Source organism: Citrobacter sp. wls615 (assembly GCF_005281355.1).
Lineage (GTDB): Bacteria > Pseudomonadota > Gammaproteobacteria > Enterobacterales > Enterobacteriaceae > Citrobacter > Citrobacter werkmanii.
The window spans coordinates 22918-44160 of sequence record NZ_SZXM01000015.1; the positions used below are offsets into that span (position 1 = coordinate 22918).

At 45.5% G+C, this 21243-nt stretch carries 25 protein-coding genes; 10 read left to right on the plus strand and 15 right to left on the minus strand.

The window, feature by feature from the left end:
- Positions 1-84: 84 nt before the first annotated feature.
- Positions 85-708 carry a thiol:disulfide interchange protein DsbA gene (gene dsbA / locus FDX04_RS04635; RefSeq protein WP_137370518.1) on the minus strand — a complete coding sequence of 208 codons (624 nt, stop codon included), beginning with the start codon at positions 706-708 and terminating at the stop codon, positions 85-87.
- Positions 709-1127: 419 nt separating this feature from the next.
- Here dsbA and FDX04_RS04640 point away from each other — a divergent pair, with 419 nt between their 5' ends.
- From FDX04_RS04640 to agp, 7 genes are all read left to right on the plus strand, one after another.
- A complete protein-coding gene (locus FDX04_RS04640) occupies positions 1128-1490 on the plus strand; it encodes a copper resistance protein (protein WP_137349317.1) in 363 nt (120 codons plus the stop codon).
- 48 nt (positions 1491-1538) lie between these two features.
- Positions 1539-3419 carry a protein-disulfide reductase DsbD domain-containing protein gene (locus FDX04_RS04645; protein ID WP_137370501.1) on the plus strand — a complete coding sequence of 627 codons (1881 nt, stop codon included), beginning with the start codon at positions 1539-1541 and terminating at the stop codon, positions 3417-3419.
- Complete coding sequence (locus FDX04_RS04650; RefSeq protein ID WP_137361065.1) at positions 3416-4039, plus strand: DsbA family protein; 624 nt, start codon at positions 3416-3418, stop codon at positions 4037-4039. Before FDX04_RS04645 ends, FDX04_RS04650 begins: the two co-directional genes overlap by 4 nt.
- Complete coding sequence (locus FDX04_RS04655) at positions 4029-4535, plus strand: protein disulfide oxidoreductase (protein ID WP_042314123.1); 507 nt, start codon at positions 4029-4031, stop codon at positions 4533-4535. The genes FDX04_RS04650 and FDX04_RS04655 overlap by 11 nt, the downstream gene beginning before the upstream one ends.
- A 135-nt stretch (positions 4536-4670) precedes the next feature.
- The gene (locus FDX04_RS04660) at positions 4671-5426 is read left to right on the plus strand and encodes a sulfite exporter TauE/SafE family protein (protein WP_137370502.1); all 756 of its coding nucleotides are present in this window, start codon (positions 4671-4673) and stop codon (positions 5424-5426) included.
- A gap of 68 nt (positions 5427-5494) precedes the next feature.
- Positions 5495-6202 (plus strand): helix-turn-helix transcriptional regulator, encoded by a 708-nt coding sequence (locus tag FDX04_RS04665; RefSeq protein ID WP_137370503.1) that lies wholly within the window; start codon positions 5495-5497, stop codon positions 6200-6202.
- 87 nt (positions 6203-6289) lie between these two features.
- Positions 6290-7531: a bifunctional glucose-1-phosphatase/inositol phosphatase gene (gene agp / locus FDX04_RS04670; protein ID WP_042314118.1), complete on the plus strand. Its 1242-nt coding sequence runs from the start codon at positions 6290-6292 to the stop codon at positions 7529-7531.
- A gap of 38 nt (positions 7532-7569) precedes the next feature.
- On the opposite strand, the gene FDX04_RS04675 is transcribed toward agp, so the two are convergent.
- Together FDX04_RS04675 and wrbA are read right to left on the minus strand one after the other, a co-directional pair.
- Complete coding sequence (locus tag FDX04_RS04675) at positions 7570-7797, minus strand: YccJ family protein (RefSeq protein ID WP_038639537.1); 228 nt, start codon at positions 7795-7797, stop codon at positions 7570-7572.
- A gap of 20 nt (positions 7798-7817) precedes the next feature.
- Positions 7818-8423 (minus strand): NAD(P)H:quinone oxidoreductase, encoded by a 606-nt coding sequence (gene wrbA, locus FDX04_RS04680; RefSeq protein WP_137370504.1) that lies wholly within the window; start codon positions 8421-8423, stop codon positions 7818-7820.
- A gap of 51 nt (positions 8424-8474) precedes the next feature.
- Between wrbA and FDX04_RS04685 the strand changes: the two genes are divergently transcribed.
- Complete coding sequence (locus FDX04_RS04685; protein WP_137370505.1) at positions 8475-10118, plus strand: recombinase family protein; 1644 nt, start codon at positions 8475-8477, stop codon at positions 10116-10118.
- Here FDX04_RS04685 and FDX04_RS04690 read toward each other — a convergent pair.
- The 10 genes from FDX04_RS04690 to FDX04_RS04735 all read right to left on the minus strand — a co-directional run bounded on the left by FDX04_RS04690 (position 10115) and on the right by FDX04_RS04735 (position 17037).
- Positions 10115-10897: a phage baseplate protein gene (locus FDX04_RS04690; protein WP_137370506.1), complete on the minus strand. Its 783-nt coding sequence runs from the start codon at positions 10895-10897 to the stop codon at positions 10115-10117. The two genes, FDX04_RS04685 and FDX04_RS04690, sit on opposite strands and share 4 nt — an antisense overlap.
- 92 nt (positions 10898-10989) lie before the next feature.
- Positions 10990-13161, minus strand: coding sequence for a tape measure protein (locus tag FDX04_RS04695; protein WP_137370507.1), 2172 nt, complete (start codon positions 13159-13161; stop codon positions 10990-10992).
- Between the two features lie 178 nt (positions 13162-13339).
- On the minus strand, positions 13340-13558 hold the full coding sequence (locus FDX04_RS04700) for a hypothetical protein (RefSeq protein ID WP_137370508.1): 219 nt from the start codon (positions 13556-13558) through the stop codon (positions 13340-13342).
- Between the two features lie 24 nt (positions 13559-13582).
- On the minus strand, positions 13583-13834 hold the full coding sequence (locus tag FDX04_RS04705) for a hypothetical protein (protein WP_137370509.1): 252 nt from the start codon (positions 13832-13834) through the stop codon (positions 13583-13585).
- A gap of 8 nt (positions 13835-13842) precedes the next feature.
- The gene (locus FDX04_RS04710; RefSeq protein WP_137370510.1) at positions 13843-14562 is read right to left on the minus strand and encodes a transposase; all 720 of its coding nucleotides are present in this window, start codon (positions 14560-14562) and stop codon (positions 13843-13845) included.
- A 535-nt stretch (positions 14563-15097) separates the two neighbouring features.
- Positions 15098-15322, minus strand: coding sequence for a hypothetical protein (locus FDX04_RS04715; RefSeq protein WP_137370511.1), 225 nt, complete (start codon positions 15320-15322; stop codon positions 15098-15100).
- Positions 15322-15648: a hypothetical protein gene (locus tag FDX04_RS04720; RefSeq protein ID WP_137370512.1), complete on the minus strand. Its 327-nt coding sequence runs from the start codon at positions 15646-15648 to the stop codon at positions 15322-15324. The genes FDX04_RS04715 and FDX04_RS04720 overlap by 1 nt, the downstream gene beginning before the upstream one ends.
- 163 nt (positions 15649-15811) lie before the next feature.
- Complete coding sequence (locus tag FDX04_RS04725) at positions 15812-16198, minus strand: hypothetical protein (protein WP_000272011.1); 387 nt, start codon at positions 16196-16198, stop codon at positions 15812-15814.
- Positions 16198-16479 carry a hypothetical protein gene (locus tag FDX04_RS04730; protein WP_137370513.1) on the minus strand — a complete coding sequence of 94 codons (282 nt, stop codon included), beginning with the start codon at positions 16477-16479 and terminating at the stop codon, positions 16198-16200. The genes FDX04_RS04725 and FDX04_RS04730 overlap by 1 nt, the downstream gene beginning before the upstream one ends.
- Positions 16480-17037 (minus strand): hypothetical protein, encoded by a 558-nt coding sequence (locus FDX04_RS04735; RefSeq protein WP_137370514.1) that lies wholly within the window; start codon positions 17035-17037, stop codon positions 16480-16482.
- Positions 17038-17237: 200 nt separating this feature from the next.
- Here FDX04_RS04735 and FDX04_RS24635 point away from each other — a divergent pair, with 200 nt between their 5' ends.
- Positions 17238-17420, plus strand: coding sequence for a hypothetical protein (locus FDX04_RS24635; RefSeq protein WP_137370515.1), 183 nt, complete (start codon positions 17238-17240; stop codon positions 17418-17420).
- Positions 17421-17867: 447 nt separating this feature from the next.
- Here FDX04_RS24635 and FDX04_RS04745 read toward each other — a convergent pair whose 3' ends face one another.
- Both FDX04_RS04745 and FDX04_RS04750 read right to left on the minus strand, forming a co-directional pair.
- A complete protein-coding gene (locus FDX04_RS04745; protein ID WP_371415427.1) occupies positions 17868-18569 on the minus strand; it encodes a DNA N-6-adenine-methyltransferase in 702 nt (233 codons plus the stop codon).
- An 868-nt stretch (positions 18570-19437) separates the two neighbouring features.
- Complete coding sequence (locus FDX04_RS04750) at positions 19438-19989, minus strand: recombinase family protein (RefSeq protein WP_137370517.1); 552 nt, start codon at positions 19987-19989, stop codon at positions 19438-19440.
- Positions 19990-20950: 961 nt separating this feature from the next.
- On the opposite strand from FDX04_RS04750, the gene FDX04_RS04755 reads away from it, so the two are divergent.
- The gene (locus tag FDX04_RS04755) at positions 20951-21124 is read left to right on the plus strand and encodes a general stress protein (RefSeq protein ID WP_003036022.1); all 174 of its coding nucleotides are present in this window, start codon (positions 20951-20953) and stop codon (positions 21122-21124) included.
- Positions 21125-21243 lie beyond the last annotated feature (119 nt).

Sequence of the window (21243 nt, forward strand, 5' to 3'; positions counted from 1 at the left end):
TAAACAATGGAGTCGCACCACCAACAGCGCTTTACAAGCTTGTGGCGTCTGTTGTGTGGTGCGAATAGTCGGGTTAGCGAAATATCAGGATTTGGTGATCAGGAAGCGGACCGTATCTGCATAGTTCTGTACGAAAGAATTAAGGTCATCTGATTTCAGCCCCTTCGGATTGATCATATATTTACCGTTAATAAAAATGGCAGGCACACCTTTTAAATCTACAGCTTTAGCCATTTCCTGTTGTTTGGCAGTGAGCGATTTCACAGCAAAGCTATTCCACGCGGCATCATAATCGCTGGCGCTAACACCGGCGTTGATAAATACGTTACGAATATCGTCTGCTGTCTTAATTGTTTGTTTTTTCTGCACGGCATCAAACAGTAATGGTTTCACTTTGTCCTGCACGTTCAGGAGAATGGCGACGGACCAGGCATGCGTCATGTCTTGCCCCAAAGGGCCTAAAAAGTCGACGTGATACTCGGTGAGTTTGACATCAGCAGGCAGAACTTTTTTCACGTTATCAGTCACTTTAAACACTTCATCATATTGATAGCATGAAGGGCAGTAAAACGAGAAAAACTTCAGCGCCGCCGGTGCTGTAGCGACAGGTTTCTCAAGTGAGATAAATTGTTTGCCGTCGGTAAATGTTGCTGCCTGGGTGCTAACTGTGAAAAGTAATCCAATCAGGGGTAATAAATATTTTTTCATTTCCATATACTCTAAATAACATTTATTAAACAAGTTGTTCTTGAAATGAACGGGTGTCCATTGCGTTTCGCTATAATACGATACTCACATTGAAAATGTACTGCCCCTTACTTTCATTTACGCATCAATACATGGCAGTGCGTTAGAAGTGTCTTTTTTAAACCAGCGTGAAATATTATGCGGAATCTTTCGTAAGGCATGAATAATAACTGGCGTAACCTTTTAAGAGTTATTTAATTCGCAATGTTATATTGTAATAAATAATGCTGAGAATATGGTGAATAATGATTTCAAATATAGCGTATTTATTGCGCGAAGGCGTGTAAAACCTTCAAACAGCAGGACATAACTTTACAGCGCAAAGGTTGCTAAAACCTGGCGAGTGGTTAAGATAACCCGCATCAATCAGTGAGGGTAGAATGGCGAAACGTCAACGGCTGGGATGGTGGTTCCTCTGTCTGGCATGTGTTGTGGTGATGGTTTGCACCGCGCAGCGCATGGCGGGCCTGCATGCGTTGCAGATGAACACCGTTGCTCCAAACGTTGTCACAAGCGAACAAGCGCAACCTGATGAGGCTACCCCGGTTACGCCATGTGAACTGAGTGCGAAGTCGTTACTGGCTGCGCCACCGGTACTGTTTGAGGGCATTATTCTGGCGCTGTGTCTGCTGCTGTCGCTGCTGGCACCAGTGCGGGCGTTTCGTTTACCTTTTTTCCCACCGCGAGCCATCTCGCCGCCCACTCTTAGGGTACATCTCCGATTTTGCGTCTTCCGTGAATGACAGAACAGCCGTTGCTGACTGTTAGATAATTATTCACGGAGAAAAACTATGATGACTGTTTTCAGGCAGGCGCTGCTCTGTCTGTTATTACTCTGGCTGCCCGTATCCTGGGCGGCTGAACCCGGCTGGCTACGTTCACCCGATAACGATCACGCCAGCGTGCAATTACGTGCCGATACGTCCGCAGTCGGTGAAACCCGCCTGCTGCTGGACGTTAAACTGGAAGATGGCTGGAAAACCTACTGGCGTTCGCCGGGGGAGGGGGGCGTCGCGCCGTCTATCGCCTGGAAGGGCGAAATGCCCACGGTTGACTGGTTCTGGCCAACCCCTGCGCGTTTTGAGGTCGCCAATATCACCACCCAGGGGTATCACGATCGGGTGACGTTCCCGATGATGGTGCGCGGCAGATCGCCCGCCACGCTTAGCGGCGTGTTGACGCTATCCACCTGTAGCAACGTTTGCCTGTTGACGGATTTCCCCTTTTCCGTAATGCCCACCGCCGAGGATCCGACTTTTGCGCATGACTACGCTCAGGCGATGGGGCAGATCCCGCTCGCCAGTGGCCTGACTGATTCTCTTCATGCCGGAGCGCGTGCCGGAGAGCTGGTCGTTGAGGCGCAGCGCGCCGCAGGCTGGACTGCGCCTGGGCTGTATCTGGATGCCGTAGATGATGCGGATTTTGGTATGCCGCAAATCCAGGTTGACGGGGAAACGCTACGCGCCACGGTACCTGTACATGATGGCTGGGGGGAAGGCGCGCCGGATCTGCGCGGTAAGTCGGTCACGCTGGTGCTGGCTGATAACGGCGTGGCACAGGAAAGCCGTCTTGCTATTGGTGAAGCGCCAGCCAGTGATAACGCCTCACTCCCGCTGTGGCAGGTGGCGCTAATGGCGCTATTGGGCGGGTTGATTCTCAACCTGATGCCCTGCGTGTTACCGGTGCTGGGCATGAAGCTGGGTTCGATTTTACTGGTCGAGGAAAAAAGCCGCCGCCAGATTCGTCGTCAGTTCCTCGCATCGGTAGCCGGAATACTGGTCTCCTTTATGGCTCTGGCGCTATTGATGACGGTACTGCGGTTAACCAATCAGGCGCTTGGCTGGGGGATCCAGTTCCAGAATCCGTGGTTCATTGGCGTTATGGTGTTGGTGATGCTGACGTTTAGCGCCAGCCTGTTCGGGTGGTTTGAATTCCGCTTGCCTTCGGTGATGACCACCACGCTGGCGACTCACGGCGGCAACGGTCTGTCGGGGCATTTCTGGCAAGGCGCATTTGCGACCCTGCTCGCCACGCCGTGCAGTGCCCCGTTTCTGGGAACGGCGGTGGCGGTGGCGCTGACGGCCTCATTACCGACGCTGTGGGGGCTGTTTATCGCGCTGGGTTTGGGGATGAGCCTGCCGTGGCTGCTGGTGGCCCTGCGTCCCGGTCTGGCGCTGCGCCTGCCGCGGCCGGGGCGCTGGATGAATATCCTGCGGCGTCTTCTCGGCGTGATGATGCTGGGTTCGGCTATCTGGCTTGCGACATTGCTGCTCCCGCATTTAGGGCTGGCAGGGCAAAGTAACGCTAAAGAGAGCGTCAACTGGCAGCCGCTTAGCGAGCAGGCAATTGAAGAGGCGTTGGCGCAACACAAACGTGTATTTATTGACGTCACGGCAGACTGGTGCATTACCTGTAAGGTAAATAAATACAACGTCTTGCATAAAGATGACGTCCAGACCGCGTTGCAACAGCCGGATGTGGTGGCGCTGCGCGGCGACTGGACGCTCCCTTCTGAAGCCATCACCGAATTTCTGAAAAAACGCGGCCAGGTTGCTGTGCCGTATAACCAAATTTATGGCCCCGGTCTGCCGGAAGGTCAGGCGTTGCCAACGTTGTTAACCCGCGATGCGGTACTGCAAACGTTGAATGATGCCAAAGGAGTCACCCCATGAAGATGATGATTGTTCTGCTGTTAACCTTGTTTTCCGCCGTCAGCGTGGCGAAAGAGCCTGCGCCATTTACCCCGGAACAGGAAAAGCAAATCGAAGCGCTTATCCAGGAAGCCCTGTTTAACGATCCCAGCAGTCCACGTATTGGTGCAAAGCAGGCGAAACTGACGCTGATAAACTTTACCGATTACAACTGTCCATACTGTAAACAGCTCGATCCGATGCTGGAGAAAATTGTGCAGAAATATCCTGATGTGGCGGTGGTCATTAAACCCCTGCCATTTAAAGGGGAAAGTTCGGAACTGGCGGCGCGGACCGTGCTGACCACCTGGCATCAGTATCCGCAGCAGTTTCTGGCGCTGCATGAAAAGCTGATGCAGAAGAAGAGCTATCATACTGACGTGAGTATCAAGCAGGCCCAGGAAAAAGCGGGCGCCACTCCGGTGACGCTGGACGCGCAAAGTGCTGAAACGCTGAGTACGAATCTGCAACTGGCGCGACTGGTCGGGGTGCAAGGTACTCCTGCAACGATTATTGGCGATGAACTCATTCCCGGCGCGGTACCGTGGGAAACGCTTGAGGAAGTCGTAAAAGAAAAACTGGCGGCAGCCAATGGTCAGTAAGCTGCGCCGCTGGCTGCGCGAAGGGGTGATCTTACTGGCGTTGTTAGCCGGTGTGATGCTGCTGATGGATGCCTGGCGTGCGCCACAGCTCCCCGCCTCGTTTGACAGTACGCCTTTACAAACGCTGGATGGTGAAACCGTCACGCTGGCGGCGCTGAGTCAAAACGAGCCGGTATTGCTCTATTTCTGGGCAAGCTGGTGCGGCGTGTGTCGCTTCACGACGCCGGAAGTCGCCAGGCTACGTTCGGAAGGGGAAAACGTGATGACCATTGCGCTACGCTCCGGTAATGAAGCCGAGGTATCCCGCTGGCTGTCGCGAAAAGGCGTGGACTTTCCGGTCATCAATGATGCAAACGGGGCCATTTCCCACAGTTGGGCAGTCAGCGTCACGCCCACGCTGGTGGTGATGTCGCAAGGCCGGGTGATGTCTACAACCAGCGGCTGGACCAGCTACTGGGGCATGAAGCTTCGGCTGTGGTGGGCGAAAACGTTCTGATAATCGTGCCGGGGAAACCCGGCATTTTTTATGCTGTCGTCGCTAAAACGGGAGGACATATTTCGTTGTCTGGCGAAGCAAGCAGGGTGATTGGTGTTCAGAATAGGTCACCTTCTCTTTGCAGGAAAATGCAACATGACGAGTTCTGTAGCGTTTGGACCTTCTCTGGTAATGATGATTGCCGCGACATTTGTCCTCGCAGGCATGGTGAAAGGCGTCACCGGTATGGGGTTACCCACCGTGGCGATGGGGATCCTCGGATCGCTTATTTCGCCGGTTGCCGCAGCGGCAATGCTGCTATTACCCTCACTTATAAGTAATTTATTCCAGTTTGGCGGCGGTGGTAATACGCGCAGATTACTCAAACGGCTGTGGCCAATGCTGTTGATGGTGGTGGTAGCGACCCTGCTTGCCAGTGCCTGGATTACCGGCGGCGACACGGCCCGCACCCAGTTTGCGCTCGGCGTAGCGCTGGTGGCTTACGCCATCTGGACGTTGGCGGGTAAGAAGATCGCGGTGGCCGCGCACCGTGAAAAACCGTACTCCCTCGTTATTGGATTCGTTACCGGCTTGCTGACCGGCGGAACCGGCGTATTTGTGATGCCTGCGGTGCCCTGGATCCAATCTCTGGGTTTTGAGAAAGATGAACTGGTGCAGGCGCTGGGGATCTCTTTCACATTTTCAACGCTGGCACTGGCGCTTGGACTGTGGTGGCACAACGCGCTGCCTGCACAGTCGCTGAGCTTATCGGCGTTGGCCATTGTTCCCGCGCTGATTGGTCAGTGGATGGGAACCCACGTACGTCGGGTTATTTCACCGCTGGTGTTTAAACGCTGTTTTCTGTTGTGTCTGCTCGGACTGGGTGTGGAGATGATGTTACGTGCGGTGTGACCCTTCGGTGACTTTAGCGCGCTTTCATGGCATCGTTAATTCAGATATTCAGGGCCAACGAGGTCACTATGGCATCGGTGATGTTAAAGGAAGAAGAGGGCGAACTGGAGTCGCGCATGGCGCTCACTGCAGCAGTCATGGCCGATAAATCGCGCTCGCGTATGCTGTGCGCGCTGATGGATGGCCGCGCCTGGACCGCGACCGAACTCAGCGCTGTCGCGGATGTATCCGCTTCAACCGCCAGCGCGCATCTGGCGCGTTTGTGCGAGCAACATTTTGTGGTGGCGCTCGCTCAGGGAAGGCATCGTTATTTTCGCCTCGCAGGCGCAGAGATTGCTGAGCTGCTGGAACGACTGATGGGGGTGGCGTGGGCGACATCTACCCCTCGAAAAATCACCACGCCCCTGAGTTTGCGGCATGCCCGCACCTGCTACGACCATCTCGCCGGAGAAGTGGCGGTGAGACTGTTTGATACGTTCGTTTCCCGCCAGTGGTTAACGCCGGATGGTGAAACGCTAACTGAACTCGGGCAGGAAAAGCTGACGGAAATGGGGATCGTCCTCTTTACCGGCTCGTCACGGCGAAAATTAGCCTGCGGTTGTCTGGACTGGAGTGAGCGACGTTACCATCCTGGCGGCGTGCTTGGCGCAACGCTGCTACGTTGGTTTACCGAACAAAAGTGGATTAAAACGCAGACCGGTAGTCGCCATGTCACCTTTACTCCACCAGGGATCCGCAAACTCAATAGCGAGTTCGGTATTAAAACAACACGGTAGATGCCCTGTTTTGCGAAAGCGTTCCCGGAAAAATGTCCTGTTTCTGTCACACTCTGTTGTGATTGATAACAACAAGAGGTCGTAGGGATGAATAAATCGTTAATCGCCGCAGCCGTGGCAGGGGCTGTATTAGTGTCAGGCGCCGCGTACGCGCAGACCGCGCCGGAAGGCTATCAGCTTCAGCAAGTATTGATGATGAGTCGGCATAACTTACGTGCACCTTTAGCCAATAACGGCAGCGTTCTTGAGCAGTCCACGCCTAAACAATGGCCGGAATGGGATGTTCCTGGCGGGCAACTCACCACCAAAGGCGGCGTGCTGGAAGTCTATATGGGTCACTACATGCGTGAGTGGCTGGCAGAGCAAGGGATGGTGAAAACGGGCGAATGTCCGGCTCCGGACACGGTCTATACCTATGCGAATAGCCTGCAGCGTACGGTTGCTACGGCGCAGTTCTTTGTCACTGGCGCATTCCCGGGGTGTGACGTTCCAGTTCATCATCAGGAAAAAATGGGTACCATGGATCCCACTTTTAACCCGGTGATCACCGATGATTCTGCCGCCTTCAGCCAGCAGGCCGTCCAGGCGATGGAAAAAGAGCGCAGCAAAATGCAGCTCAGCGACAGCTATCAATTGCTTGAGCAAATGACCGACTACAAAGACTCGCCGTCCTGCAAAGAAAAACAGCAGTGTTCCCTGACCGACGCCAAAGATACGTTCAGCGCCAAATACCAGCAGGAGCCGGGGGTGTCAGGACCATTAAAGGTGGGGAACTCGCTGGTCGATGCTTTTACGCTGCAATATTACGAAGGTTTCCCGATGGACCAGGTCGCCTGGGGGGAAATTAAGTCCGATCAACAGTGGAAGGTGCTGTCGAAGCTGAAAAATGGCTATCAGGACAGCCTGTTCACCTCGCCGGAAGTTGCGCAGAACGTCGCCAAACCGCTGGTGAAATATATTGATAATGCGCTGGTTACCGAACGCGCGAAAGCGCCGAAAATAACCGTGCTGGTGGGGCATGACTCAAACATTGCTTCGCTGCTCACCGCGCTGGATTTCAAACCGTACCAGCTTCACGATCAGAACGAGCGTACGCCGATCGGCGGGAAGATTGTCTTCCAGCGCTGGCATGACAGCAAGGCGAATCGTGATCTGATGAAAATCGAATACGTCTATCAAAGCTCGCAGCAACTGCGTAATGCGGATGTCCTGACGCTGAAATCTCCGGCGCAGCGCGTGACCCTGGAGCTGAAAGGGTGTCCGATAGATGCGAACGGCTTTTGCCCGATCGATAAGTTCGATAGCGTGTTGAATGAGGCGGCGAAGTAAAAGAAAAACTCCCCCGTGCGAGCGGGGGAGTCAGAGCGCTAGACGTTTTTGCGTTCGATAGTCTGTTCACCCCAAAAGAGCGAATCTTTGTCTGTTTTCTCAAAGGCTTTGATGAGCACCTCATCGCTACCTTCTTCCCAAATTTTTTCCGCCAGTTTCTCGTCATAATGCGCGACTTCAAAAATGGCTTCGGCTATTTCCGGCGATGTATTGCGCAGACTTGCCCATTCACCGACGTGATGGGCTTTCGCTTCTTGAGTTGGCATTCGAATCCTCCTGTTGAAGATTAGCCGTTGAGTTTTACTGCCAGACCTGCGACATATTCACCCTGATAGCGGGCGATAGACAACTCTTCCTGACTTGGCTGACGGGAGCCGTCGCCTCCGGCGATAGTGGTTGCGCCGTAAGGCGTACCGCCGCGAACCTGTGAGACATCAAACAGCTCTTGCGCTGCGTAGCCGATAGGCACAATCACCATCCCATGGTGGGCAAGCGTCGTCCAGGTTGAGGTAATGGTTTGTTCCTGACCGCCGCCGGTCCCCGTTGAGCTGAATACGCTGGCGAGTTTGCCGTACAGCGCGCCGGAAGCCCACAGCCCGCCAGTCTGATCAAGGAAGGTACGCATCTGGCCGGACATATTGCCAAAGCGTGTCGGGGTACCAAAAATGATGGCGTCGTAATCAGCCAGTTCTTGCGGGGTGGCGACTGGTGCATTTTGTGTTTTACCGCCCGCCTTGAGGAAAATCTCAGGCTGCATAGTTTCTGGTACACGCTTAATGATGACTTCCGCGCCGTCTACCTTATTCGCGCCTTCTGCAACTGCATGGGCCATAGTTTCAATGTGTCCGTACATGGAATAATAAAGCACTAGTATTCTTGCCTTAACGCTCATATGATTGTTCTCCTGTTCAATGAACCACTTAGATAAGCATAGTCCGAAGATATGAAGCTGCTAGTGACATACATCAGGTGGAGTACTAAAGAGCAAGACTCTGGAGACTCCTTAAGGCGACAAACAAACCTCATTGATGCTTTCTACTCTAAACATAAAGAAGAGTATTACCTTCTTCCTGCTCACAGATATGTTGATAAGGGTAAATCTGGTTTTCACCAGCAACATAAGAATCAGGGTTCTGACTTTCGAAGGATGTTTGAAAATGTAATGTCTGGGGTTATTCCAGAAGGTTCCTTGATTGTTGTAGAGAACTTTGACCGCTTCAGTAGGGCAGATATCGACACAGCTATAGATGATGTTAGGCAGATACTGAGGAAGGGTGTCTCTATTCTGACTCTGGGAGATGGTGAACTTTACGACAAGTCAGCCTTAACAGACCCTGTGAAGTTGATTAAGCACATCATCATAGCTGAGAGAGCACACCAAGAATCTCTTGTTAAGCAAAAGCGTATAGCTCAGGTCTGGAACCATAAGACACAGCTAGCAAGAGAACTTAAGAAGCCTATGGGTAAGCAAGCCCCCGGATGGTTAGAGCTATCAGAAGACGGGTCACACTACATCGTTGATGAAGATAAAGCGTCACTGGTGAATCTCATCTTTGACAAGCGTCTGTCTGGGTTGTCGATGTTTGCTATCTGTAAATGGTTAAACGAACAAGGTTACCCAACCATTAACCAGCGTAAAGTCAGAATATCCAAGACTCAGAAACCGGATGGTAACTGGTCAGCATTAAGCGTTAAACACATCCTGACTTCACGAAGTGTATTAGGTTATCTACCTGCTAAGATTTCTACAGAAGACCGTAAAACCGTATTACGTGAAGAAATTGAAGGGTTCTATCCTCAGATTGTCACAGATTCTAAGTTTTACGCTGTACAGCAATTGTTAGAGGAAACGGGGAAGGGGAAAACATCCAGCGGTGAACACTGGTTATACGTGAATATACTGAAGGGGGTTGTCCGTTGTAAGTGTGGTCTTGTAATGACTCCTACAGGGATACGTAAACCAGTTTACCAAGGTACTTACCGTTGCAATGGCAATAAAGAGTCCCGTTGTAATTACGGTACAGTGTCCAGAAAGTTACTTGATACACAGCTTTGTAGCCGTCTATTCAGCAAACTGTCACAGCTACACGATGAAGCTACTGATACGGACAGGCTAGATGAGCTACAACGAAGATTAACCACCGTTGATATTGAACTGGAAAAGCTTACTGAGACACTGATACAGCTACCTAACATCACTCAGATTCAGGAAGCATTACGGGTTAAGCAGGAAGAGAAAGATGAACTGATAGCTCAGTTATCACGAGAAAAGGCGAGAGTAAAATCTGTATCAAGCTTGGATTTAAGCGGCCTTGATATGGAGTCTGTAGAGGGAAGAACTGAAGCCCAGATTATTATCAAACGTCTGGTTAAAGAGATTGTTGTTTCTGGTAATGAAAAGCTGGTGGATATATATCTTCACAATGGAAATATGATTCGTGGTTTCCCTCTTGATGGGAAAGATGACCACACCTTAACGCTTGAAGAAGCAACCGATGAGATGCAGTCATTAGATGATATGCTTATTTTTGGTGAACCAGTAACAAGGGTTTATCCTGCTTCTGATATGGAAGAGGTAGACGCTTAGTAAGTACCGCGCTTATTCGGATTTACAGAAAACTTTTTGAGAACACGACCAGCTTCATTATTAGCCTTCTGAATGCTGGTTGTTTCTTCTTTAGAAAGATTTGAATAGTCAACCTTCCAAGACTTATTACAACCAATTTGAGCATCAAGAATCTTGCTTCTTCCTTCTGGTGAATAGCCCGACAAATCTGTTACCTGCATTAATTCTTTGCAAGATAACATTGGTGAACCGTAAGACGTTGTAGTATTACCAGTGTTTTTCTTAGAAGTCACACCATCGTCTTTAGTCGTGGATGTTTTACCAGTTGCTGCACTCACATCTGTAGTCCCTACAACGGCTTTAAAGTTAATTTCTTGGAAGGTCATCTGAATACGTAGACCGTTAGAAATTGTGTGTTCTTTAGAAGCTTTGAATTGGGTAATTACAGAGTCATCAATCTTAATACCATCTTTACAGACGATTGAAATAATTTGCTTCTGGTCTCTCCAAGTCTCTACAGTTGAAATAAAGTTTTCGACTAATTGACCTTGTCTGGTTCTTATAATAGAACCGCTTGAACCTACTACTACAACACCGCTAATAGAAATTGTCTTAGGTGCTCTTTGGACGTTATCAGTGATTGTCTGTCCACTCTGCATTGCTTGAGTAGTCACCATCATAGGTGAATCATACTCCATATTCTCTGTTGCAGATAATGTTAAGAAAGCATCTACATTATCTCTAAGGTGGAAATAAATACCATCCTTACCACTATATCGAAGTTGTTTTGTGTTAAACATTGTTGTATTCCTCTTAAGGGTGAGCTACGTGAATACACCTGAGTAGTTATAGGTCGTAATTTTTAATTTTCACGTAGCACACGGTTAAATTACTAGTCTTCTGGATAGCTTGAGCTAATTAAAGTTGCCTCTGCATAATTATCATAGATATTGCTGCTGAAATTAATAAAACTATCTTGGTCTGGTTTAATAGCAACCTCACCACCAAGAGAGACTTTAACAGGCTCCTGAATACGTTTACTCAAAGCATTAATTTCATTCCGTAGCGACTGAATATCTGAACTTGTCAAACTGTTCTGAGTGATATTGTTTAGTTCTGGATGCTGGAATCTTGCAATATTCAAAGCTGCATTATCCAAAAAATCACCCACTGAACTAAAAATTCGACTCCACCCTTCATTAATTTCATTCGGTTTATCAGGGTCACCAGAATAAGCAGAGTTAAAATCAGTTCCAACACCGACACCAGAAGGATGTAGATTAGCGTTTTTAGCTGACTCTGAATTAACATAATTAGCGGCTTTCTTCAGCGCATACAATGCAAGAGTAACACCTCTAATTTGTGGAATCATTGAGGCAAACGCTAAAGCTAATTCAGTTCCATCATTAGCGAAACCAAATGCAGCAGCAGTACCAACACCACCAACTACACCATTAAATCTCCCACCTTTACCGCCAACCTGTGAAGTTACCTGTCCAGCAACCTGATTAGCTCTTGCTCCAAGCGTTGTAATTGCTCTGACAAGATTTAAAACCCCTGCCGTAGAACTTGCTACTGCTTTCACTGATAACGCCATAGTAAGCCCTTTGACGAAATTAAGTAGTTTCTCACCAGCACCGTCAATTAACTTTTGCTGTGCATCATCAAGACTGTAATAGAACTTTTTAACCTGAAGCATCCACCCTTCAAGTTTGTTATTGAACACACGAATATCATCAACACCATTTTTAAGCATGTTGATAAGCCCACCGATAGCATCACCAGCAGAACCGCTAACCATACCCATTTCACTAAGCAAGCTGCTTAGGCTGGTTAAGAAGCCGTTTAACTCATCCTGTGAACCTGAGAAGACTTTAATAAGCGTATCATCCCAATTGTTTGCTAACTTACCTAAAGCTGTTTGAGTGCTCTTGGCGACTTCAGCCCAGCCACCCGCTTTATCAATCATCAAGCCCATCTGTTTAGCGACTTTAGGAAGAGTATCAGCGGAAAGCACCTTCCCGTCTTTCATCGCTTTATCAAGCTGGTCTGTTGTCATACCCAGCGATTCAGCGAATAGTTTAAATGCACCCGCCATACGGTCGCCTAATTGACCACGAAGTTCTTCAGCCTGAATCTTGCCCTTAGATGCCATTTGCTCAAAAGCCTTCAGAATGCCGTTTAGCTCATCGTTACTAAGCCCCATTAAGCGACTCATGGCAGTTGCATTACCGAATAGTTGTTGTGTCTCATCCTGTGACATAGAACCCTGAGCACCAGCGGCAAACTTAGCGTAGCTTGATAAACCTTCACTGATATTTAAACCTGTCTTGTCTGCCAACCCCCTGATAAATGTTTCAGCTTCAGGTGCTTTATTTCCAAGAACAAATTTAGCTGCTCGCTGTGCTGAATCTCTTTTCAATCCTGCATTCATAATGCTCTTGTAAGCGTTAAGAGCACCCATTACAGAATAGAATGCACCGGATAACTTGATTGCATTACCAGCAAGGCTATTAAAAGAGTCATTTACTTTATTGATGTTGGTGGTCTTTGTCTGTGACCTGAATTTATTCAACGTTTCACGCAGAGCTTGATTTAACTTTACAAGCTCAAGGTTAAACTTTTCATTTCCAAGATTGCCAGCCTTACCGCTTAAGCTGTAATACTGTGCTTTAAACATTTTCGCCATTAGCGGATTAACATCACCAAGCTTAGACATATTCACACTATGCGCTGCTGTGATTGCTCGGCTACCACTAATTCGTGGTTGCCTTGCTGCTTTAACAGTTTCTTCAACCTGAGTTTTGAACTTAAAGACCTTCGTAGACTTAGCTCTTTCTTCCAATCTATTAAAAGTCTGGTTAATCTTCTTTTCCATATTCCCCAAAGAGGCCGTTAAATCCTTATCCATGCTCTTTGGGTTAACTTTAAATGCCTTATTTAAATTACGTTCAATCTTTGTAGCTGACTGCATAGCGAGTTTTTCAACTCTTTGCAGACCTTTAATAACGTTCTCATTGAAACCTAACTCAACGATAAACGAATCAACTGTAAACTTGCTCATTCATATTTTTCACCTCTTTAAGCGTGAGCTACGTAAAAAATAATTTTTGATATTGGTATCTGTTCAAGAGATTTCACGTAGCTCATATACAAAAAAGGAGAGTTACCCAGATGATAATCTAGATAATCTCTCCCGTATTAGTTTGACCCAACCAATTCTTATTAGATTCAATCAGAAGCTAATGGTAAACGTAAGTGTGAATCCCATCTTCACCTAATAACTGTGCGTCATGTGGTAGCTTGTCTAAGCACCATGAAGGAATCTTACGTACCTTTGCTTTATGCGAGGTGATAACTTGACGTTGATTCTTAATTCGTAGCTTTGGCTTATTTGGTTGTAGCTTTAAGTTTTCACAAACAGACTTAATAACTTCATAGCGTTCAGTTAAATCAATCATTCATCACCTCACAATTTAATTCTTTTAATCCAAAATCTTCATATGGCAACTTTTCTCTGTTTCCACAATTTCGCTTTCACTAGAAAATCCCATTTCCTCTAGCATAAACTTGAGTTTCTTGGTTTCATATGCAATAAGCAAAAACTGAGAAGCCATTCTTTCCCGACTTGAATCATCGGGTTTCTCACCACTGGCAAGTCGTTTACCATACTCTTCATAAAGAGCACCGATATCATTGAATCTTTCTTTAACTTCATTCAGTAGATTCTTAATCATTAATCACCTCAAATAGCCTTTGCATATTTGCTAGAAATCTTAGTTAGCTGCTCAATATCAGCTTGCAATGCTTGTTTCTTCTGCGTTTCATAGTCGCTGATTAGTTGCTTCATAGCTTTAAGCTGGTCAGCAAGTTCTTGCTTAAATCTGTTTAATTTTTTGCTATGACACTCAAGTAGATTCTTTTCAGCTAACAGACAAATCTCTTCATCTGTTTTATCAGACAATAAAACATATGAGCCTGTACCGCGTGAAGCTGGTCTAACATCAATTAAACGGAATCCTTCAGGGATGCTCTGAAGAACCTTTGAAACATACTCTCTTGCTGTACCAAAACCATCATTATCTTCAACTGAGTAATACGCGAATGGATTTTGTCTAATTTCCACTTCAATATCAAAATCAGTTGGCTTCTCAGTTTCTTCAAAGTTCTTCACATTGTCGTAAGCAATATCAAGCTTAATACGCTGTGCTTTCAGCAATGGGTAATATTCCCGCTCAAGCTCAAGTAATGCCTCAGTCTTGCATACATCAGGTAACTCAGTTGGTTCAGGATAAACATTGATAATTTCACTTGGGATTGCTGTCTTACGTTCCCATTCATCCCTAGCAACTTTATCAGCAATTGCTTCTTGCTGTTTATGTACCGGATGAGCACCATTACCAATTGAGTTAATAGCTAGTGGTCTGCTATCGATTTCTTTTTCAAACTCATTGCGAATAGTCATTTTAAATTTCCTTCTAAGTGTGTGTTTAAGTTTTCGTGAAGTACACTCAATAGCCACACTTAGAAGAGGTAACTATGAATTATCCAAGACTACCAAGTGTACTTGACGAAAAAGCCCTAAACAGAAAACTGTGAAGGGCTGGATGATTTCTTAAAATGAAAGACAGGTGAAGACTTTCTTCAAAGACTCTCTAACAAAAGCACTTGAAGAAATGCCCTAAGCATCCTCATTAGGGCTAACGTCTGTAGGATATATCAGGATTGGTTAAAGCTTCTTAGAATAGCCTCTCAAGTGTGGGACTCGAAAAGCTATGATTAAGCAAGCATTGCACTTACCAGAATATCTATCCACTAGATGTTTTTTGTTGAAATATAAATAGAGAGAATTGCTCTCCCTATATAACTATATTCGCATGTTTAACGCTATTTGTCAAACACATTTTTAACAATCTGGTAACATCAATTCTTATTTACTGTGTTACCTATCCAGTAGCCACATAATAAACCCAACATCGTCCAAGCAATTACTAAATCCATTACAGAATCCCTTTTGCTCTTGCGGCAATGATAACTCGCTTAACAGCATGCACAGGAGAGGCAAAGTAAGCGCCATTTGTCTCAATCAGAGAATCAGGAACTTCAATAACTCCTACAGGCTCACCAATAGTGATATTATTATACACCCCGATATCACCTTTAACCCGCTCAAAGACTTTTTCAAAGTCGAACTTTTTGATACTCATGTCAATTTGTACTTTCATTAGTGTAAAACCTCGTTTGTTTGTAGTTGAAAAATATTGTCACTGTAGATAATTGTCACAGCACCTTTCAGAAATTGCTCTGGGGAAATGCTGTATTTGTTTGTCTGTTCGATAATTAAGCGCTTCATGTTGCTGTCTGTAATCGGTAGCATCATTCGAGGCTCGTTAAACTTCACCGACTGAATATAATCTTCAATTTCTTCTGAGTTCTCAGCCGTCAAAGCTAACAACTTGTCAAAGTCAATGCTAATACCTGCATCAGCGAAAGCCTGAACCATATTTACTGTGTCAGTATCAACAAAAATCTGTAATGGGTATTCGTTCATTTTTTAAATCCTCTATGAGATAGTTTCTATCGAATCAATTAAAACACATCTTAAACCTGTCAAAATAGCCATTCTGAGGTCAGTAACCATGCGGGTTACAGAGGGAGTGAGACACCTTAGTAATAGGGTAACTCATCTCTGAGTCTCACTCATTCTCACATACTTACACGGATGCTTTAATCTTGTAGTATTGACTACGTGATAAACCGTATTTCTCAGAAATATAACTTTGTGATTGTCCTTTGGTGATTGCATCAATGATTAAATCTTTATCGTATCTGTTACCATTGGCTTTGTGTTTGTCACCATTTTTAATAGAGTTGAAATTCTCAATTAATTTAATGGCGTCTTTAAGGTCGTCTTCGTAAGCATAATCAAAACCTCTGATAAACTCGAAATCACCATTATCTTTTTGTGCTTCAGTCCAGATATCGAATCTTGAGGCTAATTGCTGGTGGGTAAACTTAGGTTTATTAGTTTGCGTTACGTCTTTCCAGACCTTGCCGTCAAATCTTACCAAATGGTCACGATGTTTATAAAAGTCATACATTAAACCTCCATCGCTAACTTTTGAATCTTGATGCTTAAAAGTCTTGCCAAGTCCAGTTTAAAAGCATTTGAAGACTTCAGACTATCAAGGTCATCTTGTGTAATCCTGATATGATGCCTTGCAGACTCTAAGCGACTATTAAGCAAATCTTGTTCGTTAATGTCACGGTTAATTGCAAGTTTCATTACTGCTGCATGTGATAACCCTGTAATGTTTTTGATTCGGTTAAGTTCGTCAAAGGCTGTCTTTGTAACTCTGGTTAATGTGTGTTTGGTCATTATTTAAAATCCTTCTGCCAATAAATATGGGTCAAACTCAAAGTCTGCTTGTTCGTTTTCGATTGGTTCGATGTTTCCAACGGCAATATGATGTTCAACAACACCAATTAACTTTGCGCACATCACAGCAAGCAATGCACAATAGGCATCAGTTGGTAATTCGTAGCTTAGTCGGGTTGCTTGTCGCTGAAGATAATTTGTCACTACCCCTGAGTTAATTTCATCAAGATTCTTCAGAAGATAAAACAATTTCTTGTTGTATTTCGGGTGACCCTCGCTTCTACAGAATCCAATAAAAATATCATCAAGCTTGCTTGGTAGTTGTTCGTAAGAATCAAAGTTAGCCAGATAATTCTTGATAGTGTTCTTTGTTGTTTTTCGTGTTGGCATATAACGGTTCCTCGGTGTAATTGCCCGAATTACTTCGTCAATGCCTTTGCGCTCTGCTCTGGTGAACTTGGGTACTTCGTGGCGGGTTGGGTTGTTTGTGTAAGCGTAGGAGTTGTGCTTGTTGCGTTCTTTTGATGCCTGAAGCATCGCTCTAAATTCTGCGTCTATCATTCATATTCTGACCCTCATAAGATGTTATGTTTCTGTTAACTATATATACAATATTAGCAGTTTCAAGGGCTAATGTCAAGTGTTTTTTAACAACTTCGTAACATTTGTGGTATAATGGTTTTATGAGAGAGGGATTATTAGAAGGCGTGGCTGTATCGTTCGGTCACATGTTTTGCATTGCACACAGGAAGAGAATATGAATGTTTACCATCCCTCAGACCCTAGCGGATAACCTTGCTGGTGGCGGTGTCGGGCTTGTTATTGGCGTCCTGCTCCGTTACTTCATCCTAAGAGTGCTTATCGTCTTTAGGTTGTTTGGTCGTGAATGGTCGTTTGACCTGAAAGACAGAGGCCGTGAAGACAACCACCAAGACCCATCCTAACCCCTATCACTCCCACCTCTGAAGTATTTTAGCTGGTGGGTAGTGAAATCTCTTGACAAAGCCGGGAAGCTGTATATTTCAGTTGGTCACTTTCAGCTATCTAGTTGACAGTTTGTAGAAAAAATCCTTATTCATCAATGAGTTGTAATTGGCCAATATATAGAACTGACAAGACTCTTCACAGGGAACTTCAAAGGTTAACTTCACCCATAGAGCGACACCCCAGAAAGGGAAGCTCCCTTCTTAACCGCCCCCTTAAACAATATTTACAGACCCCGTTCACCAATCTCAATATTTTGTTTCTCGCTCTTCGTTTGTTGCTCGTTTCTATTATTGAGGGGGTTTGAAAAACCTCTGTAAAATACCCCTTCCAGTAAAAAGCGAATAACCCCAGAAAGGGGAATCGCCTCTTTAACATTCTCGTAATCAGCACTCTATATGAGAATCTTAGCTCAACCTTTGAACAATCTTGTAAGTGGTGCTTAGAGGCATTCTTAGCGCTTCGGCTATACTCTTAATGGGTTGCCCTTGGTCATACATTTTAATCAGCCTGTCGAGCGTCTGTGCATCGTGCATATGAGGTCTTCCACGTAAACCACCCCTATTAACCACGGCAAGTAAAAGCATTGTGTCACCACAATAGATTGTCTGTGTAACTTCAGCCTTCGGTTTGCGGGGTGTGTTCCTGTATATTAAGACGCAACTTGGAAACGGTGAACGCACTACAACACCTCTCTTCCCTGCTGGTGGAAGGTATTTGACTGCTCGGTGTAACGTTCGAATCTCATGCAGGAAGGGGTTTGTATATACACATCGAAGCCAGTAAGTTGTCTTTGACCTGTGCGGAACCAGACATACACACACATCAGCTTCAGGGGCTTTTAAGAGGAACTTTTCAGCCATGCTAAACGGCGGGTTACAGAAGACCTTTTCACCAATCCACGATTGATTGGCTATATCATTGGTGAACCGTGGTAGTAACGTGTCATGCTCAGATGCAGCACCATCCAGACTGAAGTTAAACTCACGATGCAGGTTATGAAATAAACGATACGGTGTACGCCAGTCATCAGAACCACCATGATAACGACCGACATTGATTATTGGATGTGACACAAGCGAAGCGTCCTTAGTATAATTATTAAACACTTGTTTAGCATTTAGTGCTATTTATTGAGTTTAGCACTTTTTGCTAAAGACAGACCCCTTGACAAATGCTAATATTTTTGACATGCCCTTACTTAACAGACTTCTTAAGAGCTTTTGAGAAGTCTTCTAAACGAGATATCTTCTCGGATATCTGCCCTTCATTTAAGAAGGTTTGTTTAGAAACTCTCAAGAATATCTCTTACAGTCACTGTTAAGATAGAGCCTACCTCCGGTTTCATGGTTCTCTTCCTCCCGTTAAACATCCCTTCCTAGCAACTTGGTAACACCTGTGTAGTTTCTTGGTAGAATCTTTCAAGGTAACTTAGCTCTGAGTTTATGAAGTTGACCTATGAGATAGACTCTATCGAATCTATTAGTCAATAGTTGCTTGGGTGCTATATAGACTCTCTTATTGGGAAGAGAGGGATATAGTGACCATAGGAACCCCTCCTGTTAAAAGTTTCTTGACGTTATTATCTCGATATGTATAATGGCTCACTGTACTAGGTTTACTTCCAAAGTAACCATGTACCTCTTTATGGCAGTGTCCGGCGAGGTAAGGTCGGGTAGGGTGCTGTATGGTAGTGTCAGGTACGGTGTGGGTGGATTGTCGTAGCCACGTTAAAAATCGACTTACAGGGACTCTTTCGGGAGTCCTTTTTTGTTTGTATAAAATCTGTACAGACAATATCCAGCCTCAAAATTTTTTTATAAAAAATGACTAGCCCCTTCTATATATCCCCTCCCTGAGAATCTTCAAAAATATCTGCCACAGGTCTATATCTGCTTGGTACGGTACATTCTCGCTATAGCACCCCCTTTGCAGAATTTTAAAATATACATCACACCCCTGTAACTATTTAATAACCTATTTAGCAAGTCTGTAGAAGGTGGCTTTAGAGATTCCTAACTCTTCCTGAACCTGTAACCGTGTCTTACCTTTTGAAATAAGCGCCTGTACAGCCTCTGAAGAAGCTTTTACGGGTCTTCCCATATGTACCCCTTCGGCTTTAGCACGTTCAATACCAGCCTTTCTACGCTCTGCTATCAAGCTTCTCTCAAGCTGTGCCAATGTTGACATAATACCTAACATTGCTTCACCCATAGCACTTGATAAGTCAAACCCTTCTCTAAGGCTGATAACTGTCACACCTTTAGCCTGTAGCGCTTTAACCGTTGATAACACATCAATTGTGTCACGTCCAAGACGGTCTACAGCCACCACTACCACGGTGTCACCTTCTCGTGCATAAGCTAACAAACTGCTGAAACCGTTTCTTAAAGAAGCTTTGACAGAACCACTGACAGCTTCATCAGTGAACCATTTAGCAATGTTGTACCCTGCCTCTTCAATTTGCATTTGCTGGTTAGTGATAGATTGGTCATCTGTACTCACCCTGCAATATCCAAGTATCGCCATAATGTTTTCCCTAAGAAGTCTCAAAAGTTAGTCTCATAAGTTTAGCTGTCTCAAAAATCAAAAGCAAGCTTATGAGACACTTGGAAGGTGCATTCTACCGTTATGATGAAAGTGTCTCACAAGGACTTCCTTTTGAGACTGGTGAATAGAGCGCTATGAAGATTTGACAAGGTAACTACAACCGTCACTTTCTAATATTCACATAAAAAACTGTTAAGTAGTTTGATAGTCACCTTTAGTGATTATTGATAGCGACCAACTGCATAGATAGCGTTATATATTCCTGTATATAGCACTTTTCTAGGAGTCGAGAGAGGGATGACTGATACGACACAGTTTTCTCTAAACAGAGGTTGTACAGATTTTTTATAGATATCAATAAGTTACTCTAAAAAGAGACTGTGCTGATACTGCATAGAATCTGTGTAGAACTGCATGAATTCTTGGAAAAATGCCTTTAAATTGAATAGGAATAGGGGTTGGAACAAGCCCAACTTCACCTGATATAGTCCTGTTATTTACAGGTAGGGGTTAATGCGTGTTTAGCTATGTAAAAGCACCAGAACTTTTGCCATTTTACACTACTCCTCGAGTTAACCGTGTTCGTAGCGATTCGCTACCTACCTATAAAGATATGACGTACTGTCAGGAGTGCAAATTTCACAAACACTTCTTTGATTTATAACAATTTTTATAACATCCTCTTTTGTTGCAAAATGATACATATTTAACCGGGAGAAATTCGGTAGTCATAAGAAAGGCTTATTGATTTCTTGATGTTATTATTTTGGTTATGCGGCGGATCCTGTTGCAGGATATTACAGTTTGCTGGTCAACAGGCCGGTCTTCACTAAGCTTAATTCCACGTAGCGAAAACAAGGGCATCGCCCGGACGCTGCGTTGAGGTATCACTCCTCAGTACCTATGCAATATGATGTCTAATCAATGACGGAGGTCAGTAATGGCAAACCATCGAGGCGGTTCCGGTAACTTTGCGGAAGACCGCGAAAGAGCATCAGAAGCAGGTCGAAAAGGTGGCCAGCACAGCGGGGGCAACTTTAAGAATGACCCGCAACGCGCTTCAGAAGCAGGCAAGAAAGGGGGCAAAAATAGCCACGGCAACAATAAATCGTAATTATTGCATTGCCTGTTAGTTATGTCGTGACGGTCTCGTGTTTCATCTTATTAGCCGCCACGAAGCCACCGCCGCCGGGATCTTCCGGCGGTTTTTTGTGCACAGAAAACCCCCAGCTA